This window comes from Streptomyces sp. NBC_01334 (assembly GCF_035983595.1).
GTDB classification, from domain to species: domain Bacteria; phylum Actinomycetota; class Actinomycetes; order Streptomycetales; family Streptomycetaceae; genus Streptomyces; species Streptomyces coriariae.
In genome coordinates this window covers 8,886,460-8,904,103 of record NZ_CP130718.1, presented here as the reverse complement: position 1 = coordinate 8,904,103, position 17,644 = coordinate 8,886,460, and the positions used below count along the sequence as shown (strand labels likewise).

The following is a 17,644-nucleotide window of genomic DNA, read 5'->3' as shown; positions in this document are numbered from 1 at the left end:
GCCAGTCCGATGAGTCCCAGCTCCACCCTCACCCCGTACGCCGCCGTCTGGCGTGACTACGACCCCGTCGCCTGCGCGCTGCCGGGGATGTTCCTCGGCGACATCGCGCTGACCGGTCCCGTCCCCGAGGAGTGCGACCGGCTGTGGGAACTGGGCGCGCGCCGCGTCCGGCTGTCCGACGTCGTGGATCTCGCGGACACGGGGACGCCGGACGCGGCGGCCCGTGCCGTACGGACCCTCAGTCTGGTCAGGGACCTCACAGCCCGCGCGGTGCTCGTCGAGTGGGACCTGCGGCCGGATCCGGACGGGGGCGCGACGGCCACCGAGGACGTCAGCCGCCTGCTGAGCCACCTCCAGCCACCGCAGCGGATCGAGGGGGTGGACCCGGCAAGGGCGGAAGACGCGCTGCGGACCTGGCGCAACGGCCACTACCTGGGCAAGTGCCTCTGGCGGCAGGGACCGGGCTTCGTCCAGATCCGCGACCGCCGCTGGGGAGATCTCCGCCGCTTCACGGTGGACGAGCCGCACTACCAGGAAGCGATCGAACGCCTGGCGTACGGCGCTCCCGCGTCGGCGGTGCCGTCGGACGCACTCGCCGACCTCCGCGAGGAGCGACTCGTGCTCGCGGTCGGCGGCGTGCAGTGGTGGCTGCCGTACCGCGTGAACCGCTGGATACAGGAGGCGATGACGATCTGAGGCGGGGTGTCCCCGCGGACCCGGCCCGGCGGAGCACCCCGGCGGTCAGCCCCCGCACTCGCGGAGCGCCTTCGGTCCGGCGGGGCGACCGCCGGTGCACATCTCGGGTGGGCCCCGGGAGCGCGCCGAGGCAGTGGGCGACGCTGCGCTTCGTCGAACCCGGCCACGCCCTGCAGATGGTCCCGCCCCTGGACGACGGCGTAGCGGTGGACACCCCGGAGGATCTTGCACGAGCCGAGCGCCTCCTCGCCCCGCGCCCAGACGACACCGGGGGTGCGTCTGTCCACGAAGGCTTCAGTCGGCCCGGCGTTCCCAGTGCCGAACTGCCCTACGCATACCGCTACGACTGCTAGGTCACGGCCAAAGAGCCGATGAGCGGCCGTGCCGGACCCGTGCCAGATCGTGCGGGGAACCACGGGGAGCACCGGAGAACTGATGCGGCGACCGATCACCCACCGCCACCGCTCCACCGCGCGGGTCAGCGGGTCAGCCATGCTCAGAACACCTGAGTTTCCCAAGCTCAGGGCCAATCAATGCCATTAGCCTGGGCCTGTGTCGATGGATCAAGAATCAGCCGGTGCCCTTCAGCTGAAGTGGGAACTCGTAGGCCATGGTTGGGCAAGATGTCACCTATCCGATGACTCTCAGACGGCATCGGTGACCGCCGGCTACTGCACTGACGCGTTGGCGGACCTTGTAGCGGGAGCTGGTGAGCTGTATGGGCGGCGGCGCTCAGCCCGGTTCTTCTTCGACACCGAGCCGCAGGAGCTTCGCTGGGTGCTCCGCACAACGGATGACGTGGTCAACGTGACTATCCACAAGTTCCCCGACGTCGCCGTCAGCCCCGACCTTCCGGACTCCCACGGCACGGTGATCTGGCAGGCGACCTATCCGCGTCCGGCATTCGCTCACGCTGTCTTGGAAGCGGCCCACACTGTGCTCACGGAGCATGGCGAGGCCGGCTATCTCGCCAAGTGGGCAATGCATCCCTACCCCGTCGCACTGGTCCAGGACCTCCGCAGGCTGCACTTGCGCGACGACGTCTGCGACCTGCCCCACGACCTGTCGCGCCCGTAGGCGGCCCGCGCCGCCGTCTCATTCAGCCCCGTTCACGACCGTTCAGCGAGGACCGCGCGCCGGGTTCGTCTTGCGGTCCAACCGCCCATGAACGCAGGTGAACGCCTCCGCACGCACCCCCACACCCCACCACCACAGTTGGAAAGCGTGCACCGCTCCACTCAGCAGCAGGCAAGGTGGGGGCGCGATGTCAGAGGCTGGTGGGATCGTGCCCGCATGGACACTCTCTTTGATCTTCCCGAACCGGAGCTACCAGAGGAAGCCGTCATTGCTCGCTACCGGCTGAGCGACGACCAGTACGGCTCGCGTGCCGAGCGGGAGGCGATCTTCGACGCTGAGCGCACCATGGCGACCGCCGTCCAGGAGGCGGGCGTCGGCGAGGTGGACGGGAACGAGTTCGGCGGAGGTGAAGCCGTGCTGTACGCCTACGGGGCTGATGCGGAGGCGCTCTTCAAGGTGATGGAGCCGACCCTTCGCGGTCTGCCGTTCAGGCCGGCCCATGTCGTCCTGCGACAGGGGAGCCGGGAGACCGAGTCCCGAGTGGATCTGTGATGCGGTACCGCAGCCGAGTACCGCAATCCCAGCAACCGCTGGCGTCCGACACCGGCCCTCACGACCCTCCCCGCAGCCTGTATGACCTCCCATGACCGATCTCTGCAGAGCTACGGATCAGAAGTTCGTGCCGTGCCACAGCTGTGCCACATCGTGCGGTCAACCACGGTCAACGACGGTTCGCCACAGTCGAGATACACGGCCGGGCTGGGGACTCTCCGAACCCGGGGTGACCTGGACACCCTGGCCGCACGTCACACCCGCCCTCCTAAAGCGGGTGTCGCAGGTTCGAATCCTGCCAGGGGTACAGAAGAAAGGGCCAGCTCAGGAGGGGTTTCCTCACAGGCTGGCCCTTCGTCGTGTTCGACGCCGAGCAGCCTTCTGCCTTGACCCAATCGTCCCGGCAATTACTTCTCCGCAGCTGCCCACCCTGCGGTCCTACGAAGACGTGGCCGTCACGGCTGGGAGCAGCGTACTGCTCCAGGCGGCGCGTGACCTCGTCGAGCAGCTCAGCCGGGAACGAGACGGCGCACACCTTCACACGGGCTCCGACACCTGACCAGGCGAGGAGTCAGCGTCGGGGGCTGTGTCTCCATCTGAGGCAGGTATGTTGGTTTCCTCCCCATGGTCAGCCCTCCATTTACGCACGACTGCATCGAGCGTTGAGGAGCTGAGTTCACCGGCCACAATCGTCTGAATCAACAGGTCATTAGCCTGCCTGCTCTTCATTAGGGCTGCCGGCACAAGGAGGATAGGGCAAGCGAGTGCGAGCAACCACCACGCTGACCCCATAACGGCTAATGCAGAGATCAATCCAGTACCGGCTACTGCGACACCGAGCCGAAAATCGGCCTCTGCCGTGTAGCGATCGTACTCCCCATAGATTTCAGGCTTGGTGATGAGGAGTTTAATGCGCAGCTGACTCCGCTCAAACCCCAAACCGGTTTCCAAGTGAGTATAGGCGAGCCCCATCTCCGATCGGCGATCTCCTATGGAGATAGTCATGGCCGCAATATTGTACGGGTTGGAATCATTCCCCCGCCCGCTGAACCTCACGTCTCTGAACGGCACGCCGACGAGTTCCGAAATCAGATAGGAGATCAGATCCGCTTCCGCCTCCTGACTAAGAGAGGGCATGTAGCTCTTGCGAACGATCAACGTTGCGAAGAGTGTGATCTTTTCAATTGCCGCACTGGCTAAGCTTCCAGTCAGGTAGGCACAGAAGGACACTGCGGCAAGCGAAGCCGGCTTACCGCAAAGATCAGACAGGTCGTATAGGGATTTGACAACGCCTGTAGCCTGCTCTCGCTCCGGAATGTTGGGTGCAAGGAAGAGCCAAGCTGTCAGCAGGTAAATAAGTCCCGCCGCAAGTGGCGTGCGGACATCCCGTAGGCCAGGTAGGAGACTCAGCAACATAGGTGGATGATCCCAAAAGCATTAAGTCATTGTCAGCGCTTTAGGTAACTTCCCCATACCTTCGCAGGCTCGATGCTGGGACGCTCTGGGAAACCCGGGCCTGGTCGTTCCACGCACCGAAGCGTCGTGCCAGTGGTGTCTTCATGCGCGACCGCGCAAACGCGCCGTGCCCAGGCCAGGCCGTGCCATGCCATGCCCTGGAAGCATGTCAGCTTGCCCTGCAGTCGCCAGGGCAAGCCGTGCACGACGCAAACCGTTCACAACGGAGGGCCGTGCCAGAAGCCGTGCCAGATCCTGCGGGGAATCACGGGGATCACCGGGTACAAGTCGAGGGACTGATCCGACCTCGGATCCGCTTCGCTGCAGGTCAGCCCAGCAACCGGCCGTAAATCACCTCAGCTTCCCAAGCTGATGGCCACTGCGGGCCTTGACCCCCTCGATCCGTCTTGATCAGCTGTGTCCATGGCCACCGACCCCAGCGAGTACGAGAAGGCGATGCCGATCGTGGCTGCCCACCTTGCCAAGATCGAACGGGCGGTCGACCGTACCCGAGCTTCTCATTCCGGACATCCGTACATCGAAGTCCATCAGGCGCTGGTTGAGGCACTGGAAGACGAAGGTGCTCAACGGGTCGTTCCTCAGGTCGTCGAGGAGTTGGCACAGCAGATCTCCGATACCCCGGCACCTTGAAACAGTTCTCAGTCAGCCGTGGCCTATACGTGGACTCGTCCTGCCGGATCTGCCATGTGCAGGGCCGTGACCTGCAACCTCACGCAGTAGCCAACGGGCCTCCGGAGCCGTGTGCGCAGGTTTGAATCCTGTCGGGGGCACTCCAGCTCGGACAGCGTGATCAAGCCGCTGACCTGCTGAAGTGCCGAAGACGAAGGATCGGACTCAGTCTCTCTGAGTCCGACCCTTCGTCGTTGTCTGTCACTGGTCGCGCGTGAGTGGTGCGTGAGGCGCGATCACGTCCGAAAGCCCCTCCTCGGGCGCAGACCACCGATAGCCTCGCCGAAGATCGAGCTACCGACTGGCCAGTGACTTGGGGGAACGGTGTCGGGAAGGGTCACCCAGAGCAGAAGGATCGAACGGGCGGGGGTAAATGCTCTACGCGCGCTCCTCGAAGACCACGATCAGATCGTCCAAGAGATCGACGGCGGCAACGACTACGGGGAAGACCTGTTCGTCATGCTCACCAAGGACGGCGAGCGAACCGGTGTCGCGATCACCATCCAGGTGAAGAGCGGCAATAAGTACAAGCGGGCGCATAGTTACGCTATCCCTGTCGAGGGTCATGCGAACGACTGGAAAAACGGCCTGCTGACCGTCCTGGGCGTCGTGTTCGACGTAGCAACAAAGCAGCTGTTCTGGGCGAACCTCACGGAGTGTCTGGAGTCCTCTGAGGAGGCGCCCAGCTGGATCGCCGTGCCGCGGGAACAGGAACTGAACGAGGACACCACCCAGTCGTTCCTGGCCTTGACCCATAAGTTCGTTGAAGCTCGTTCACAACGACGCATCGAAGAGGCGTCACTGCAGGTCACTCGACTGTCAGGAACCTCCGGTGCCTCGCCCAGCTTCGTAGGCCGGAAGCGGGAGCAACAGGCGATCAGGGACATGCTGACCACCATGGGACGTCGAGTCCTGGTCTCAGGGATGGCCGGCGTCGGCAAGACGTCCTTGGTGGACCAAGTGGCCAGGCACCACGATGTGTCTGCAGTGTTCTCTGGCGGCGTGATCGTCGCAGACATGCACGGGTTCTCGGCGCATCGCACGCGCATGGCTAGTCCCGGAATCGCGTACGGACCTCTCCTGTCAGTTCTCGGCGCACCGGGTGACGAGATCCCACGTACCGCAGAAGGCCAGGCTGCGCTCTACCATCGAACGCTCGACGCCCTCGACGCCTCTGGTAACCCGGTGTTGATGGTGTTCGACAACGTAGCCGAACTCTCTCAGGTCGCCGAGTTGCTCCCCAGGGCACGCACCCATGGCGTGGTACTGACCTCTCGCAGCAGGTTGGGAGTGCTCGAAGGAATCGAGACGATCAACCTCGACTGTCTCAGCCCGGAGGAGTCAAACGTCCTGCTCACTCAGATCTTGGGATCTGAGGACCAGCGCCTCCACGCCCCCGACCCGATCCATGATCTGTGCACACTGTGTGGCCATCTTCCGTTGGCGCTCAGCATCTCGGCAGCAATTCTAAAAGACGACGTCGATCTCACGACCGACGAGCTACTGGCAGAACTGAGGGAAGAGAAGAGCCGACTCGATGTCCTGCACTTTGGGGACACCGCTGTACGGGCAGCCCTTCAGGTCTCGCTCGCTCGCCTCGACTGCGCCATGAGGGACCCCTTCTGCCGACTCTCCATCCATCCGGGCAGCGAGATGTCGGAACAGGCTGCCTCGGCAGTCCTCGGAGTATCTGTCCCACAGACTCGCTCGCTCCTGCGCCGGCTCAGTCAGGCCAGCCTCATCTCCCGCAGCTCCGTTGCCTCACGATGGCGGATGCACGACCTTGTGTATCTATTCGCTGCCGAGCAATGCGAAGCAACGGTGTCTGCCAGCGATCGCCAACAGGCCTTCAGTCGCCTAGCCGAGGTGTACTGCCAGGCTTCACTAAATGCAGACCTCACACTGCGCGGCACCCCCGAGGGGAACCCGCCACAGTTCCAGTCAATTATCGAAGCCCTGAGTTGGCTGGACCTAGAGTGCGCAAATCTGCAGGCTTCAGCACGGTTCGCTCGCGACGCCGATCTAACCGAACACGCGTATTCCCTTTCGATGCACCTCATCGTCTATCTCGACCTAAGGGGGCGCATCACCGAAGGTCTTCAATCGGCGCAGATCGCCTACGAGGCGGCACGGAAAGAGCGTGACGCCGAACGGCAGGTTAGGGCTCTCAATAACATTGGAATCAACCTCACCTCCCAGGGCAAGCTGGAAGATGCCGTTCGAACTCTCAGAAAGGCAGCCGCAATTGCGGAACGGATTCGCTTCTTGGATGGGCAATGCGACGCAACAGTCAGCCTCGGCGCGGCAGTTCGCCAACATATCAGCCCCAGAGCAGCTATCCCGATCTTGATCGACGCCGTGAAACTCTCGAGAGAGAATCGAGACCCAAACGACATCGGAGCATCGCTAACCAACCTTGGCTCCGCATACCGCGAATCCGGCCTCTTGCACCAGGCAGCGGCAGCCCTCAGCGCATCCATTCCATACCATCGCGCCTCGGGAAACCGGAGACAGGAAGCATCTGCACATGCCGGGCTGGGGGTAGCGCTTAGCCAGCTAGGCCAGCAAGAGAAGTCCGAAGAGTGTTTCCAGAAGGCATTTACTGCTTACAGAGAAGTGCAGGACGAAGCGGGAATCCACCTCAACTACATAAACTTGGGGCATACGCAACTGAAATCCGGAAAAATCAAGGATGCGCGAGACTCCCTACATCGAGCACGCCGCTTCTTTCGACGTACCTCACATCATCATTTCGAGGCTAATTCACTCGGCTTGCTAGGGGCTGCAGAGTGGATGTCAGGAGACATCGACCAAGCACAGATCTACTACGAGGAAGCCATTCGAATCTTTCGTGGAATCGGACTGAAAGAAAGCGAACGAGAGATGAGGGCAGCACTACGTGAAATGTTGAGTGGCCGATCCAGCTAGCTCAGCCACCGGCACCCCCGCGACTGTTCGACTCGCCCCAGGGCACAGCGGTAGGTTCACCTCGGAGTACACAATCGCCAAGAGTGACGGCAAGCAGATCGTCTTCACCATGAGCCGCACCGACGGCGCGTTCCTGCAAGACGACAGCGCATACCTCGGCGAAGACCCGCACTGGACCGGCACCTTCAAGTAGGCCCAGTGGTTCACCAACGTTCAACCGAGACCAAGATCCGACTGCGACACCATAGCCATCCGCACGTGAGCCCAGCTGAACGCCCTCGAACGACGTCCGAGATCACACCACCACAGTTGGAAAGCGTGTTGGTCTTCACGGCAGCGCTGGCCCACGACACCGCCAGTCGCGGCAGCTAGGTTGAGGGCGTGAACGAAGAAGCGATCACCATCAAGCTCACGCGCGATCAAGCGTTTGTGCTGTCGGACTGGCTCTACCAAGTCATGTTCCAGTCCGACGACCTTGAAGGGATCGTGCACGACCGAGCCGTCTGGTCGCCGATCTACGCGATTTCCGGAACGCTGGACAAGACGCTGAGCGAGATCTTCATGCCCGACTACGGCCCACGCCTTGAAGCGGCCAAGGAGCGTCTCCGCGCCGATCTGTACGGCGGAGCCGACGAGTCGACAGCACCGGGCCAGGACATGACCGACGCACCACAAGTGCACCAGATAGAGCGGGGAACTGCGGGGAACCACGGTGAAAGCGACCGAGGGCGATGAGACCCGGTGCCAGGTGAACGCCCAGTCCAGCAACCCTACCCGCCGCAAATGCCCGCAGCTTCCCAAGCTGAGGGCCTACCACCGACCTTGACCTGGTCCACCTACCTTGATCGACTGGGCTCATGGCCACGGACCCCAGCTAGTATGAGAAGGCAATGCCACTCGTGGCAGCCCACCTCGCGAAGATCGAGCGGGCAGTCGACCGAACCCGCGCCTCACACGCTGGACAGCCGTATGAGGCAGTGCATCAGGCACTTGTCGAAGCACTACAACGCGAGGATGCTCAGCGCGTCGTCCCGCAGGTCGTCGAGGAACTGGCGCGACAGATCTCCGAGACCCCGGTATGCCCTGTGCCTGGCATCCACGGCTGACATCAACGGCGCCGAACAGGAGCGCACACCAGCAACTCTGTCCGGCCGTCGGACCCGTCGATGACAGTCGCCGGAGCGACCTTGGATCGAACTCCTCATGCGGTGGTCAGCCGGGGCGGCCCCCGCGCCGGGGTGAGTCGGGGCTCGGGGTGAGCCGGGGCTCGGGGTGGCGATCGGCGGGGCGCTGGTCAGGGTGCCGGTCAGCCGAGCGGGTTGGTCGCGTCGCGCAGGGTGGCCAGGGCAGGGGCGTACATCCGGGTCTTGATGGTGCCGAGGGTGTCGCCGGCCTTGGCCACCTGAGCATGGGCGATCTCGATGGCCGTGGAGCGCACGGCGTCCTCGGTGACCGCCCGGTCGACGATGCCGGCCGCCGCGGCATCGTCGCCGCCGTAGCGGCGGGCGGTGAGCATGGCCTCGTGCGCGGTCTGCGGCGCCAGCCGGGACTGGATCAGGGCGGCCATGCCGGGGGTGAAGGGGATGTTGATGTCCGCTTCGGGCAGGCACCAGAAGCCGCGGTCGGCGCGCATCACGCGGAAGTCGTGGGCGAGGGAGAACATCGCGCCGGCGGCGAAGGTGTGCCCCTGCAGCGCGGCCACCGTGACGACGGGCAGCGACAGCAGCCGCGCGAACAGCTCGTGGACGGAGACGACGTAGTCCTGGTGCTGGTCGGCGTGGGCGAACAGCCAGTCCAGATCGAGCCCGTTGGAGTAGAACTTGCCGGTGGCGGCGGTGACCAGGGCCCGGGGGCCTTCCGCCTTCTCCACCTCGTCGAGCGCGGCACCGACGGCGGTGAGCCAGTCGGGGTGGAAGCGGTTCTCCCCGTCTCCGAGGTCGAGCACGAAGACGTTGTCGTGACGGTCGAGCGAGGGCATGGCGACTCCTTCGAAGTGAGCTGACCGGGGGATGTGGTTGCCGGCTATGGCCGGGGCTGGCCGGGTTCGGCGGCGGGGCGGTCGCGCAAGGTGTGGCGGAGCAGGTCGTGGATCTCGGCGGCGGCCGCCTCGATCGGGGCGGTGCTCCGCTCGGCCCGGCACATGATCACCGCGCCTTCGACCGCGGCGATGACGAAAGCGCCCAGCCGACGGCTGCGTTCCTCGGTCAGGCCGTGCCGGACGAACAGTGCCGCGAGCGCCTCCTGCCAGCGGGCGAGGACGGCGGCTGCCGAGACGACGAGCTGGGGTGCGTCGTCGTTGGTCTCGACGGCCACCGCCACGATCGGGCAGCCGGCCCTGAAGCCGCTCTCCACGAGCCGGTCGCGCCACAGCGCGAAGAACGCGTCGACGGCCTCCACCGGATCGTCCGCCTGCACGGCGGCGTCGATCAGTCCCGCGATGAAGTCCCCCGCCAGTGCCACCGCCTCGTCGATGAGCTGAGTCCTCCCGCCGGGGAAGTGGTGATACACCGAGCCCCGGGGAGCTCCGCTGTGGGCGAGCACACGGTCGATGCTGGTCGCGCTCGCCCCGTACTCACGCAGCAGCGCGGCAGCACTGAGGATCATCCGGTCACGGCTGCCACTCTTGCGCGGACTCACTGGCCTCACCCCTCCCGACGGCGAGATGACCCGCCGAGCTACCTGCCGGTAACTTATGGGGTATGGCATAGAACATGCAAGGGGCAGGCGGCGGTGCTGTCGGCGGTCTGCGTCTGCTCGCTTCGTCGGCCGCTGATCGGGGGCACGGCACCGGCGGCGGTCGGCGACTGAGCAGCGACCCCCACGCCCCGACGACCATGAGTCGCCCCAGCAGCCGAAAGGAACGGCCGCCGGCGTCCGTTCGCGCTGCGGTCCCGGGAGCCGCTCGGGACCACCGCGCCACCGCCGCCCGCACCGTCACCGACCGCGGCAGGGGCGCCCGGAGCGTGACGCCGGCGATCCGCACCGGGCGGGTCCACCGTCCGAGCCGGGCCAGGGCCGCCTCGAACCGGCGCGAGCCCCCGGCCGCCCGAATCCCCCGCTAGCCTGCCGCCTCGGCCTCGAGGTCGCGGACCAGTTCGATGGCCCGGCCCAGGGTGGTGAGTCGGGCGTCGAGGGTCTCACCGGCCGGGTAGAAGCGAACGGTGTCGACACCGGCGGCGCGCCATACGCGCAGCCGCTCGCGCACCATGTCCTCGGTTCCGATCAGCGTGGTCGCCAGCACCATCTCGTCGGTGACCAGGCCGGCCGCGCCGTCCCGGTCACCGGCCTGCCAGCGGGTCCGGACCTCGGCCGCCACCTCGGCCCAACCCTGGCGACTGTAGGCGTTGTTGTAGAAGTTCGTGGTCGAGGAGCCCATGCCGCCGAGGCTGAAGGCCAGCTCCTTCTTGCGTCCGGACACCATCGCGCGCAACGCGTCCTCGTCCTCGGCGAAGGCGACCTCGGCGCCCTGGCAGACGTCGAGGTCGGAGCGGGTGCGCCCGGCGGCGGCCAGACCCTGGTCCAGATGGTCGAAGTACGCCTCCTTGGCGCCCTCGGGTACGAAGCTGGTGCCCAGCCAGCCGTCGGCGACCTCACCGGTCAGGTGCAGCATCTTCGGCGAGAGGGTCGCGAGGTAGACGGGGATGTCGTACTCGGCGCGCATCGACAGTCGCATGGGTTTCGTGTCGCCGGGCAGCGGGATCCGGAACTCCCGGCCGGAATACGAGATTTTCTCGCCCGACACGGCCCGGCGCACGATCTCGACGGTCTCGCGCATCCGGGACAGCGGTCGGGCGAAGGACACGCCGTGCAGCCCCTCGATCACCTGCGGTCCGGAGGGGCCCAGTCCGAGGAGGAAGCGCCCCTGGGAGATCTGCGACAGCGTGATCGCGGCGCGGGCGATGGCCATCGGCGTCCGGGTGCCGAGCTGGATGATTCCCGATCCGAGCAGCATGCGCTCGGTCCTCGCGGCGAGGTAGCCCAGCGGGGAGGGCGCCTCCGAGCCCCATGCCTCCGCCACCCAACAGATGTCCAGACCGAGCTTCTCGGCCTCGGTGACGTAGTCGACGATCTCGCGCCAGTCGGCCCCGGAGGCCTCGATCGTGGTGGAGGTGCGCATCACAGGCTCACCTCGCCCGAGGTCCGGGCGCTCTCGGCCAGCTTCTTGATCTCTTCCAGGGTGCGGGTCATGTTGGCCTCGAATTCCCGCATACGCACGAAGACGATCTTCTGTTCCTTCTCCGGCATGCGATCGATGGCGAAGGACAGACCCGAGCGGCCCGGACCCAGCTGCATCCATTGCGTCAGCAGAGTGCCGCCGTCCTGCGGATCCAGGGTGAACCGCCAGACGGCGGTGGGGTGTTGTGGATCCTCGACCGCCCAGGCGAGCACCTTCGACGGCTCGTACCGCACGATGTGGGAGGTGGTGGCCCACTCCCCCAGTGCCTCGTGCTTGCTCCGGCCGATGAACCGGGCCCCCAGCGCGGGACCGCTGCGGCCGTCCAGCCATTCCACCGACCGCAGCTCGGCGCTGATGCGCGGCATCAGCTCGATGTCGGACACCAGCGTCCATACCTGTGTCGGCGAAGCGGCGATCCAGGTGTGCACCTCGACCGTCGGCCTGTCCGCGTAGCGCGCGCCCGTCCACTCCATGATCCTGCGGCCTCCCTGCCCGTCCGAGAACCTCTTACCAGGTCTGACCAGTAAAGTTGCGTAGATAGACTCACTTGTCAAGGGCGGACGCAGCCCACACGGGCAGCCGGGTCAGTCCGCGAAACGCTCGCGTACATCCGGCCGCTCGGCCAGATGCGGTGGATAGCCGGGGCCCATCAGGGGGTGGGTGTTGTCCGCGGTCATCGGCTCGCCGCAGGCGGCACACACCACCTCGGCGTGGGTCTCCTGCCCGCACACGTCGTGCCGCATGGTCACCGGCGGACCCGCTTCACCGGCCAGCCAGCGGTCCCCCCACCGGTTCATCACCAGCAGCACACCGTAGAAGTCGCGCCCCTTCTCGGTCAGCACGTAGTCGTACCGAACCGGCTCCGTCTGGTACGGGCGCTTCTCCAACAGCCCTTCCTCCACCAGTCGGCGGAGCCGGTCCGTCAGCGTGTTGCGGGCGATCCCCAGCGACTCCTGGAACACGTCGAACCGCCGGATCCCGTAGAACGCCTCACGGAGCACCAACGGCGTCCACCAGTCCCCGAGCAGGTCCATGGTCCGCGCGATCGAGCAGGGCCACTGCGCAAAGGATGTCCGCCTCATGACAGCCAGCATAGGTTCGTCCAGTCGTGAGACCCAGCAGGTACAGCGAACGACCGGTGCGGGGACGCGCCGGCCGCGCAGGCGTGAGGACGCAGGTGGTCAGGGGGTCTCTGACATCATTGGGCCCGGATGTGCGACCACCGGGAGGCGCCATGGCGCGGGAGACAGGACGAGGCGGGACTTCCGCCGCGCCGCGCAGCATGGACGTGGCCCGGCTGGCAGGCGTCTCGCAGAAGACGGTGTCCAGGGTCTTCAACAACGAGGCCTACGTCTCGGCGGACGTGCGCGGGCGCGTGCTCGCAGCCGCCGCGGAACTCGGCTACCGGCGCAACAACGCGGCTCGCGCCCTGGCCTCGGGCCGGACACGTTCCATCGGCGTGGTGACGCTGGGCACCGCCCTGTACGGACCCGCGTCGTTGCTCATGGGCGTCGAGCGAGCCGTCCGGGACACGGGATACGCCCTTCGTGTGGTCAACACCGTGGAAGGCGACCCGACGGGCATCGCCGGAGCCGTGGACTCGCTCCTGGACCAGGGCGTGGACGGCATCGTCATCTCCGAGCCGATCGACGAGAGCGGGAACGGCAACGGGGACGGGTCGGAGGTCTCCGTGCAGGTCGATGTGCCGGTCCTCGTCTGCGGCGCGCCACCGCCGTTCGCGGCGCCCAAGGTGCTGGCCGCGGGGGTCGGCGCCGACCTGATGGCGCGCACGGTCACCGAGCACCTGCTCGGCCTCGGACATCTCACCGTCCATCACCTCGCCGGTCCGCAGCGGTGGTACGCCGCCCGGGACCGGCTCGACGGATGGCGGGCGGCGCTGGCGGCTCAGGACCGGCGCGAGCCACCGCTGGTCGAGGGCGACTGGTCGGCCGCCTCCGGCTACGCGGCGGGCCGTGAACTGGCCTGCGACCCCGATGTGACGGCGGTCTTCGCAGCCAACGACGACATGGCCATCGGCCTGATCCGCGCGCTGGCGGAGGCCGGCCGACGCGTGCCGGACGACGTGAGCGTCGTGGGTTTCGACGACATCCCGGTCGCCGCCTATGTCACCCCTCCCCTGACGACGGTGCGCCAGCCGTTCGACGCGGTGGCCCAGGACGGCCTCAAGCGTCTCGTGCACGCCATCGAGAACCCGCAGGCCGACCCCTTGGCGGCGAGTGAACCCCCGGTCGACCTCATCGTCCGCGCCTCGACCGCGCCTCCGCCGGCGGGCCGTGGCACTTCCGCTCACCACTGAGCGGCGTCGGTCGGCCTGGGTGGCAAGGGTCGGAGCCGGCCCGCGCGGGTGGGGGCCGGTGTCGTCATGACGGGGTTCCTTTCGTGCCCGGCTGCGTGTGCATCGCTCCGGCGGACGCGGCTGCGCGGATGCGGCGCAGACGGTGCATGACCTCGTTGGCGCCCCGGCCGAAGTAGTCGTGCAGGAGCCGGTATTCGGCGTACAGGCGGTCGTAGGCCGCGGCGCGTTCGGGGTCCGGCAGGTAGGCCCCGCGGTGGACCTTGCCCATGGCGTGGGCCGCGGCCCGGATGTCGGGGTACGCTCCGGCGGCCACCGCGGCGTGCATCGCGGCGCCGAGTGCGGGGCCCTGGGCGGAGCCGATGACGCCGAGCGGACGGCGGGTGACGTCGGCGTAGATCTGCATCAGCAGCGGGTTCTTGGTCAGGCCTCCGGCGACGATGAGTTCCGCCACCGGTACGTCGGAGGCCTCGAAGGCGTCGATGATGGTGCGGGTGCCGAAGGCCGTGGCCTCCAGCAGCGCGCGGTAGATGTCTTCGGGCCGGGTGGAGAGGGTCAGTCCGACCAGCACGCCGCTGAGGTCGTGATCGACCAGGACGGAGCGGTTGCCGCTGTGCCAGTCCAGGGCGATGAGGCCGTGCTCGCCGACCTGCCGGCCGGCGGCGAGGGCCGTGAGGTGTTCGTGCGCGTCGCGGCCCAGGGCCGCGGCCTCTTCGGCGTACGACGCGGGAAGGCCGCCCCGCACGAACCAGGCGAAGATGTCGCCGACACCGCTCTGTCCGGCCTCGTATCCCCACAGGCCCGGCAGGATGCCGCCGTCCACGACCCCGCACATGCCGGGTACCACGGCCTGCTGGTCGGAGCTCACCACATGGCAGGTCGAGGTGCCCATGATGACGACCATCTGTCCCGGGTCCACCGCTCCCGCCGCGGGCGCCGTCACATGGGCGTCGACATTGCCCACACACACGGTGATGCCCTCGGGCAACCCCGTCCAGGCCGCCGCCTCGGCCGTCAACGTCCCGGCCGGGGAGCCCAGTTCGCCGATCGGCTGGTCCAGCTTGTCGGTCACGAAGCCTGCGAAGTCCGGGTTCAGCGCCGCGAGGTAGTCGCGGGAAGGGTAGGCGCCGTCCTGGAGCTGGCCCTTGTAGCCGGCGCTGCAGGCGTTGCGGACGTAGGTGCCGCACAGCCTCCAGACGATCCAGTCCGCGGCCTCCACCCACCGCTCGGTCCGGCGGTAGACCTCCGGATCCTCCTCCAGTACCTGGAGCGCCTTGGCGAACTCCCACTCCGAGGAGATCTTTCCGCCGTACCTGGCCGGCCACTCCTCCCTCCGCTCGGCGGCGAGCGCGTTGATGCGGTCGGCGTGGCTCTGTGCGGCGTGGTGGCGCCACAGCTTCGGGTAGGCGTGCGGACGGCTGACGAGGTCGGGCAGTTCGCACAGGGGTGTGGCGTCGGCGAGGACCGGCAGGAAGGTGCAGGCGGTGGAGTCCGTGCCGACAGCGATCACCTGCTCCGGCCGCACCCCGGCACGGGACAGCGCCTGCGGCACGGCGTGGCGCAGGACGTCGATGTAGTCCGACGGAACCTGCAGGGCCCAGTCGGGCGGCAGCGTCGTGCCGTCGGGGAGTTCCCGGTCCAGGACCGCGTGGGCGTAGGGATGCTCCGCGGTGCCCAGCTCCGCTCCGTCCCGGACGCGGACCACCACGGCCCGCCCGGACAGCGTGCCGAAGTCGACTCCGACGACACAGAATTCGAGGTGTGCACGGTCATCGCGCTCGGTGTTCACAACCAGCCATCCTGGTTGATGAGGAGATCGGGCGGGCGGACCATCCGGACCTGGCGTTCGAGGTGTCGGCCGATGTGTCGGCCGATGTCGGGCCATGCGCATGGAGGTGCAGGGCCTGGCAACGAGTGCCAGACCCCGGTTTCCATGTGTCTACTGGACGAGTTCCCAGTCCTGTGAACCGTCCGTGAGCGCGGTCTGCAGGGTCAGCTGGGCCCCGGCGGTCGCCCCGGTCAGGTACAGGCCGGTGTTCTTGACGGACTGGAGCTTGTAGAACCCGTCGGCGGTCTTGACGAGGTTCCAGCTGCCGGTGTCGTTGTTGTCGACCCACTGGCCGATCTTCTGGCCGGCCGTGGCGTTGCCGGTCCAGATCGCCGCCGCGCGCCCGCCCGACTTGTTCAGCAGGCTCACGCCGCCGTTCGGCTCGGTCGTCAGATGCCAGTACTGGGTGTCCGCGTCGCCCGCCGAGCCCGGGGCCTCGAGCCGGACGTCGGGCACGTCCGCGTTGCCGATGTTCGCGTCGTTGGTCTTGTTCCCGGTGCCGATCACCTGGTCGGTCTTTCGGTTCACCAACTGGTAGTAGGCGCCGTCGGAGTGACCGAGGTCGACTTCGGCGTAGGCGATCGTGGAGGTGCCCTGGTTGTTGAGGATCGCGATGCGGCCGGTGCCGTCGACGTACTGGAGGTTGCGGCTGTAGCCGGACGGTGAGGTCGTCTGGTACTCCTTCCACGTGCTGTCGCCGCGTCCGCTGTCGTTGACCCAGACGTTGCCGCTGCCGGCCGCGTTGTAGACCAGGCGACCGCCGGGAAGCCGGATGAGGACCGGGCTGCCGCCGGTCGCCAGGGTGTGGGAACCGGCGTCGAGCGGCAGGGCGTTGACGCCCGTGCCGGTGGCGGAGCCGGTGTAGAACTTCAGCGGGTCGTCGGCGAGCACGTACCTGGTGTTGGCTCCTCCGCCCCAGTACTCGAAGGTCAGCAGCCATTTGCCGTCGGTCGTGCGGACGACGTTCGCCATCCCCGGCCGCCCGCCGCCGATCTCCGTCTTGCCGCCGCCCATGTTCTGGGTCAGTCCCGCGACGTCGACCACGGGCGCACTCCACGCCGCGCTGAGGCCGTCCCAGGTCTTGTGGGCGAGGATCTGGCCCTGCGAGTCCGTGGCGGTGTCGTTGGCGGGGTCCAGGGTCGGGACACCGGTGGTCGCGTTGAAGCCGGTGTAGTCGTTCTCGTCGGAGTAGTAGCAGACCAGCCGGCCCTTGTAGACCATCAGGTACGGCTCCCAGATGGGGTCCACCTGGTGATTCGTGTTCGCGTCGGCGATGTTCTGGCCGACCGCGCCGGCGCTGCCGCCCTGCCAGCCGCCCGTGGCGACGACGTTCTCGACTTTCCACGTCGCACCTTGGTCGGTGCTGGAGTACAGGGCGATCGCCATATCCTTGCGGTCGCCGTCGTTGGTCGGCGTCCAGTTCGGGTCGGCCGCCTTGTGCTCCTTGTAGTAGTGGTCGTCGCCGGACACGACGCTCGCGAGCAGCAGCGTGCCCTGCTTCAGGTTCCCGACGTCCTGCGGAAGGGCGTACAGGTACGGGTTGGTCCAGTTGCTGGTGTACTTCGCGTACTGGGGGTCGCTGGAGAGATACGCCGGAGCCTTGACCTCCGACAGGGGCTGCCATGTCGTTCCGTGGTCGTCGCTCTTGTAGACCGGGAGGGTCTGCCTGTCGGCGCTCCCGGTCGCCGCCACGACCGTGGACTTCTCGAACGACGCCACCAGACGTCCGCTCGGCAGCTCGGCCGACTTCGGGTAGACCGCGCAGTTGCCCCGGCCCTTCAGACACGGCTCGCTGCCGAGCTGGTACATGATCCCACCCGTCGGGTCGTACGCCTGTGCGTCGACCATGGGTATCGCGAGGATCGCGGTTGTCGCGGTGAAGACACCGAAAGCTCGTCCGAGCCTTCTTCGTGGCATTGCCCCTCCT

15 protein-coding genes are annotated in these 17,644 nt (G+C 66.8%); 7 read left to right on the top strand and 8 right to left on the bottom strand.

All coding sequences use genetic code 11. The features are described 5' to 3' along the window. The first annotated feature begins 9 nt into the window (after window positions 1–9). The 3 genes from OG736_RS39695 (at window position 10) to OG736_RS39685 (ending at window position 2,325) form a co-directional block, all read left to right on the top strand. Window positions 10–696 carry a DUF5825 family protein gene (locus tag OG736_RS39695; RefSeq protein ID WP_327186747.1) on the top strand — a complete coding sequence of 229 codons (687 nt, stop codon included), beginning with the start codon at window positions 10–12 and terminating at the stop codon, window positions 694–696. 657 nt (window positions 697–1,353) lie between these two features. Further along, entirely contained in the window at window positions 1,354–1,773 is a 420-nt protein-coding gene (locus OG736_RS39690) for a hypothetical protein (protein ID WP_327186746.1), read from the top strand. Window positions 1,774–1,989: 216 nt separating this feature from the next. After that, entirely contained in the window at window positions 1,990–2,325 is a 336-nt protein-coding gene (locus OG736_RS39685) for a hypothetical protein (protein WP_327186745.1), read from the top strand. 537 nt (window positions 2,326–2,862) lie between these two features. Here the strand turns inward: OG736_RS39685 and OG736_RS39680 are convergent. Next, complete coding sequence (locus tag OG736_RS39680; protein WP_327186744.1) at window positions 2,863–3,741, bottom strand: hypothetical protein; 879 nt, start codon at window positions 3,739–3,741, stop codon at window positions 2,863–2,865. Window positions 3,742–4,203: 462 nt separating this feature from the next. Between OG736_RS39680 and OG736_RS39675 the strand changes: the two genes are divergently transcribed. From OG736_RS39675 to OG736_RS39665, 3 genes are all read left to right on the top strand, one after another. Then, window positions 4,204–4,431, top strand: a complete 228-nt coding sequence (locus OG736_RS39675) for a hypothetical protein (protein WP_327186743.1) — start codon at window positions 4,204–4,206, stop codon at window positions 4,429–4,431. Window positions 4,432–4,794: 363 nt separating this feature from the next. Further along, window positions 4,795–7,398 carry a tetratricopeptide repeat protein gene (locus OG736_RS39670; protein WP_327186742.1) on the top strand — a complete coding sequence of 868 codons (2,604 nt, stop codon included), beginning with the start codon at window positions 4,795–4,797 and terminating at the stop codon, window positions 7,396–7,398. Window positions 7,399–7,779: 381 nt separating this feature from the next. Further along, complete coding sequence (locus tag OG736_RS39665; RefSeq protein ID WP_327186741.1) at window positions 7,780–8,133, top strand: hypothetical protein; 354 nt, start codon at window positions 7,780–7,782, stop codon at window positions 8,131–8,133. Between the two features lie 571 nt (window positions 8,134–8,704). On the opposite strand, the gene OG736_RS39660 is transcribed toward OG736_RS39665, so the two are convergent. From OG736_RS39660 to OG736_RS39640, 5 genes are all read right to left on the bottom strand, one after another. Further along, on the bottom strand, window positions 8,705–9,376 hold the full coding sequence (locus OG736_RS39660; RefSeq protein ID WP_327186740.1) for an enoyl-CoA hydratase-related protein: 672 nt from the start codon (window positions 9,374–9,376) through the stop codon (window positions 8,705–8,707). A gap of 44 nt (window positions 9,377–9,420) precedes the next feature. Further along, window positions 9,421–10,035, bottom strand: coding sequence for a TetR/AcrR family transcriptional regulator (locus tag OG736_RS39655; RefSeq protein WP_327186739.1), 615 nt, complete (start codon window positions 10,033–10,035; stop codon window positions 9,421–9,423). 421 nt (window positions 10,036–10,456) lie between these two features. Beyond that, entirely contained in the window at window positions 10,457–11,515 is a 1,059-nt protein-coding gene (locus OG736_RS39650; protein WP_327186738.1) for an LLM class flavin-dependent oxidoreductase, read from the bottom strand. After that, a complete protein-coding gene (locus OG736_RS39645; RefSeq protein ID WP_327186737.1) occupies window positions 11,515–12,048 on the bottom strand; it encodes an SRPBCC family protein in 534 nt (177 codons plus the stop codon). The genes OG736_RS39650 and OG736_RS39645 overlap by 1 nt, the downstream gene beginning before the upstream one ends. A gap of 111 nt (window positions 12,049–12,159) precedes the next feature. Further along, entirely contained in the window at window positions 12,160–12,657 is a 498-nt protein-coding gene (locus OG736_RS39640; RefSeq protein ID WP_327186736.1) for a winged helix-turn-helix transcriptional regulator, read from the bottom strand. 200 nt (window positions 12,658–12,857) lie between these two features. On the opposite strand from OG736_RS39640, the gene OG736_RS39635 reads away from it, so the two are divergent. Then, on the top strand, window positions 12,858–13,892 hold the full coding sequence (locus OG736_RS39635; protein ID WP_327187836.1) for a LacI family DNA-binding transcriptional regulator: 1,035 nt from the start codon (window positions 12,858–12,860) through the stop codon (window positions 13,890–13,892). A 64-nt stretch (window positions 13,893–13,956) separates the two neighbouring features. On the opposite strand, the gene araB is transcribed toward OG736_RS39635, so the two are convergent. Then, entirely contained in the window at window positions 13,957–15,678 is a 1,722-nt protein-coding gene (araB, locus tag OG736_RS39630) for a ribulokinase (RefSeq protein WP_327186735.1), read from the bottom strand. Window positions 15,679–15,828: 150 nt separating this feature from the next. Further along, on the bottom strand, window positions 15,829–17,634 hold the full coding sequence (locus tag OG736_RS39625; RefSeq protein ID WP_327186734.1) for an RICIN domain-containing protein: 1,806 nt from the start codon (window positions 17,632–17,634) through the stop codon (window positions 15,829–15,831). Between the last annotated feature and the right edge of the window lie 10 nt (window positions 17,635–17,644).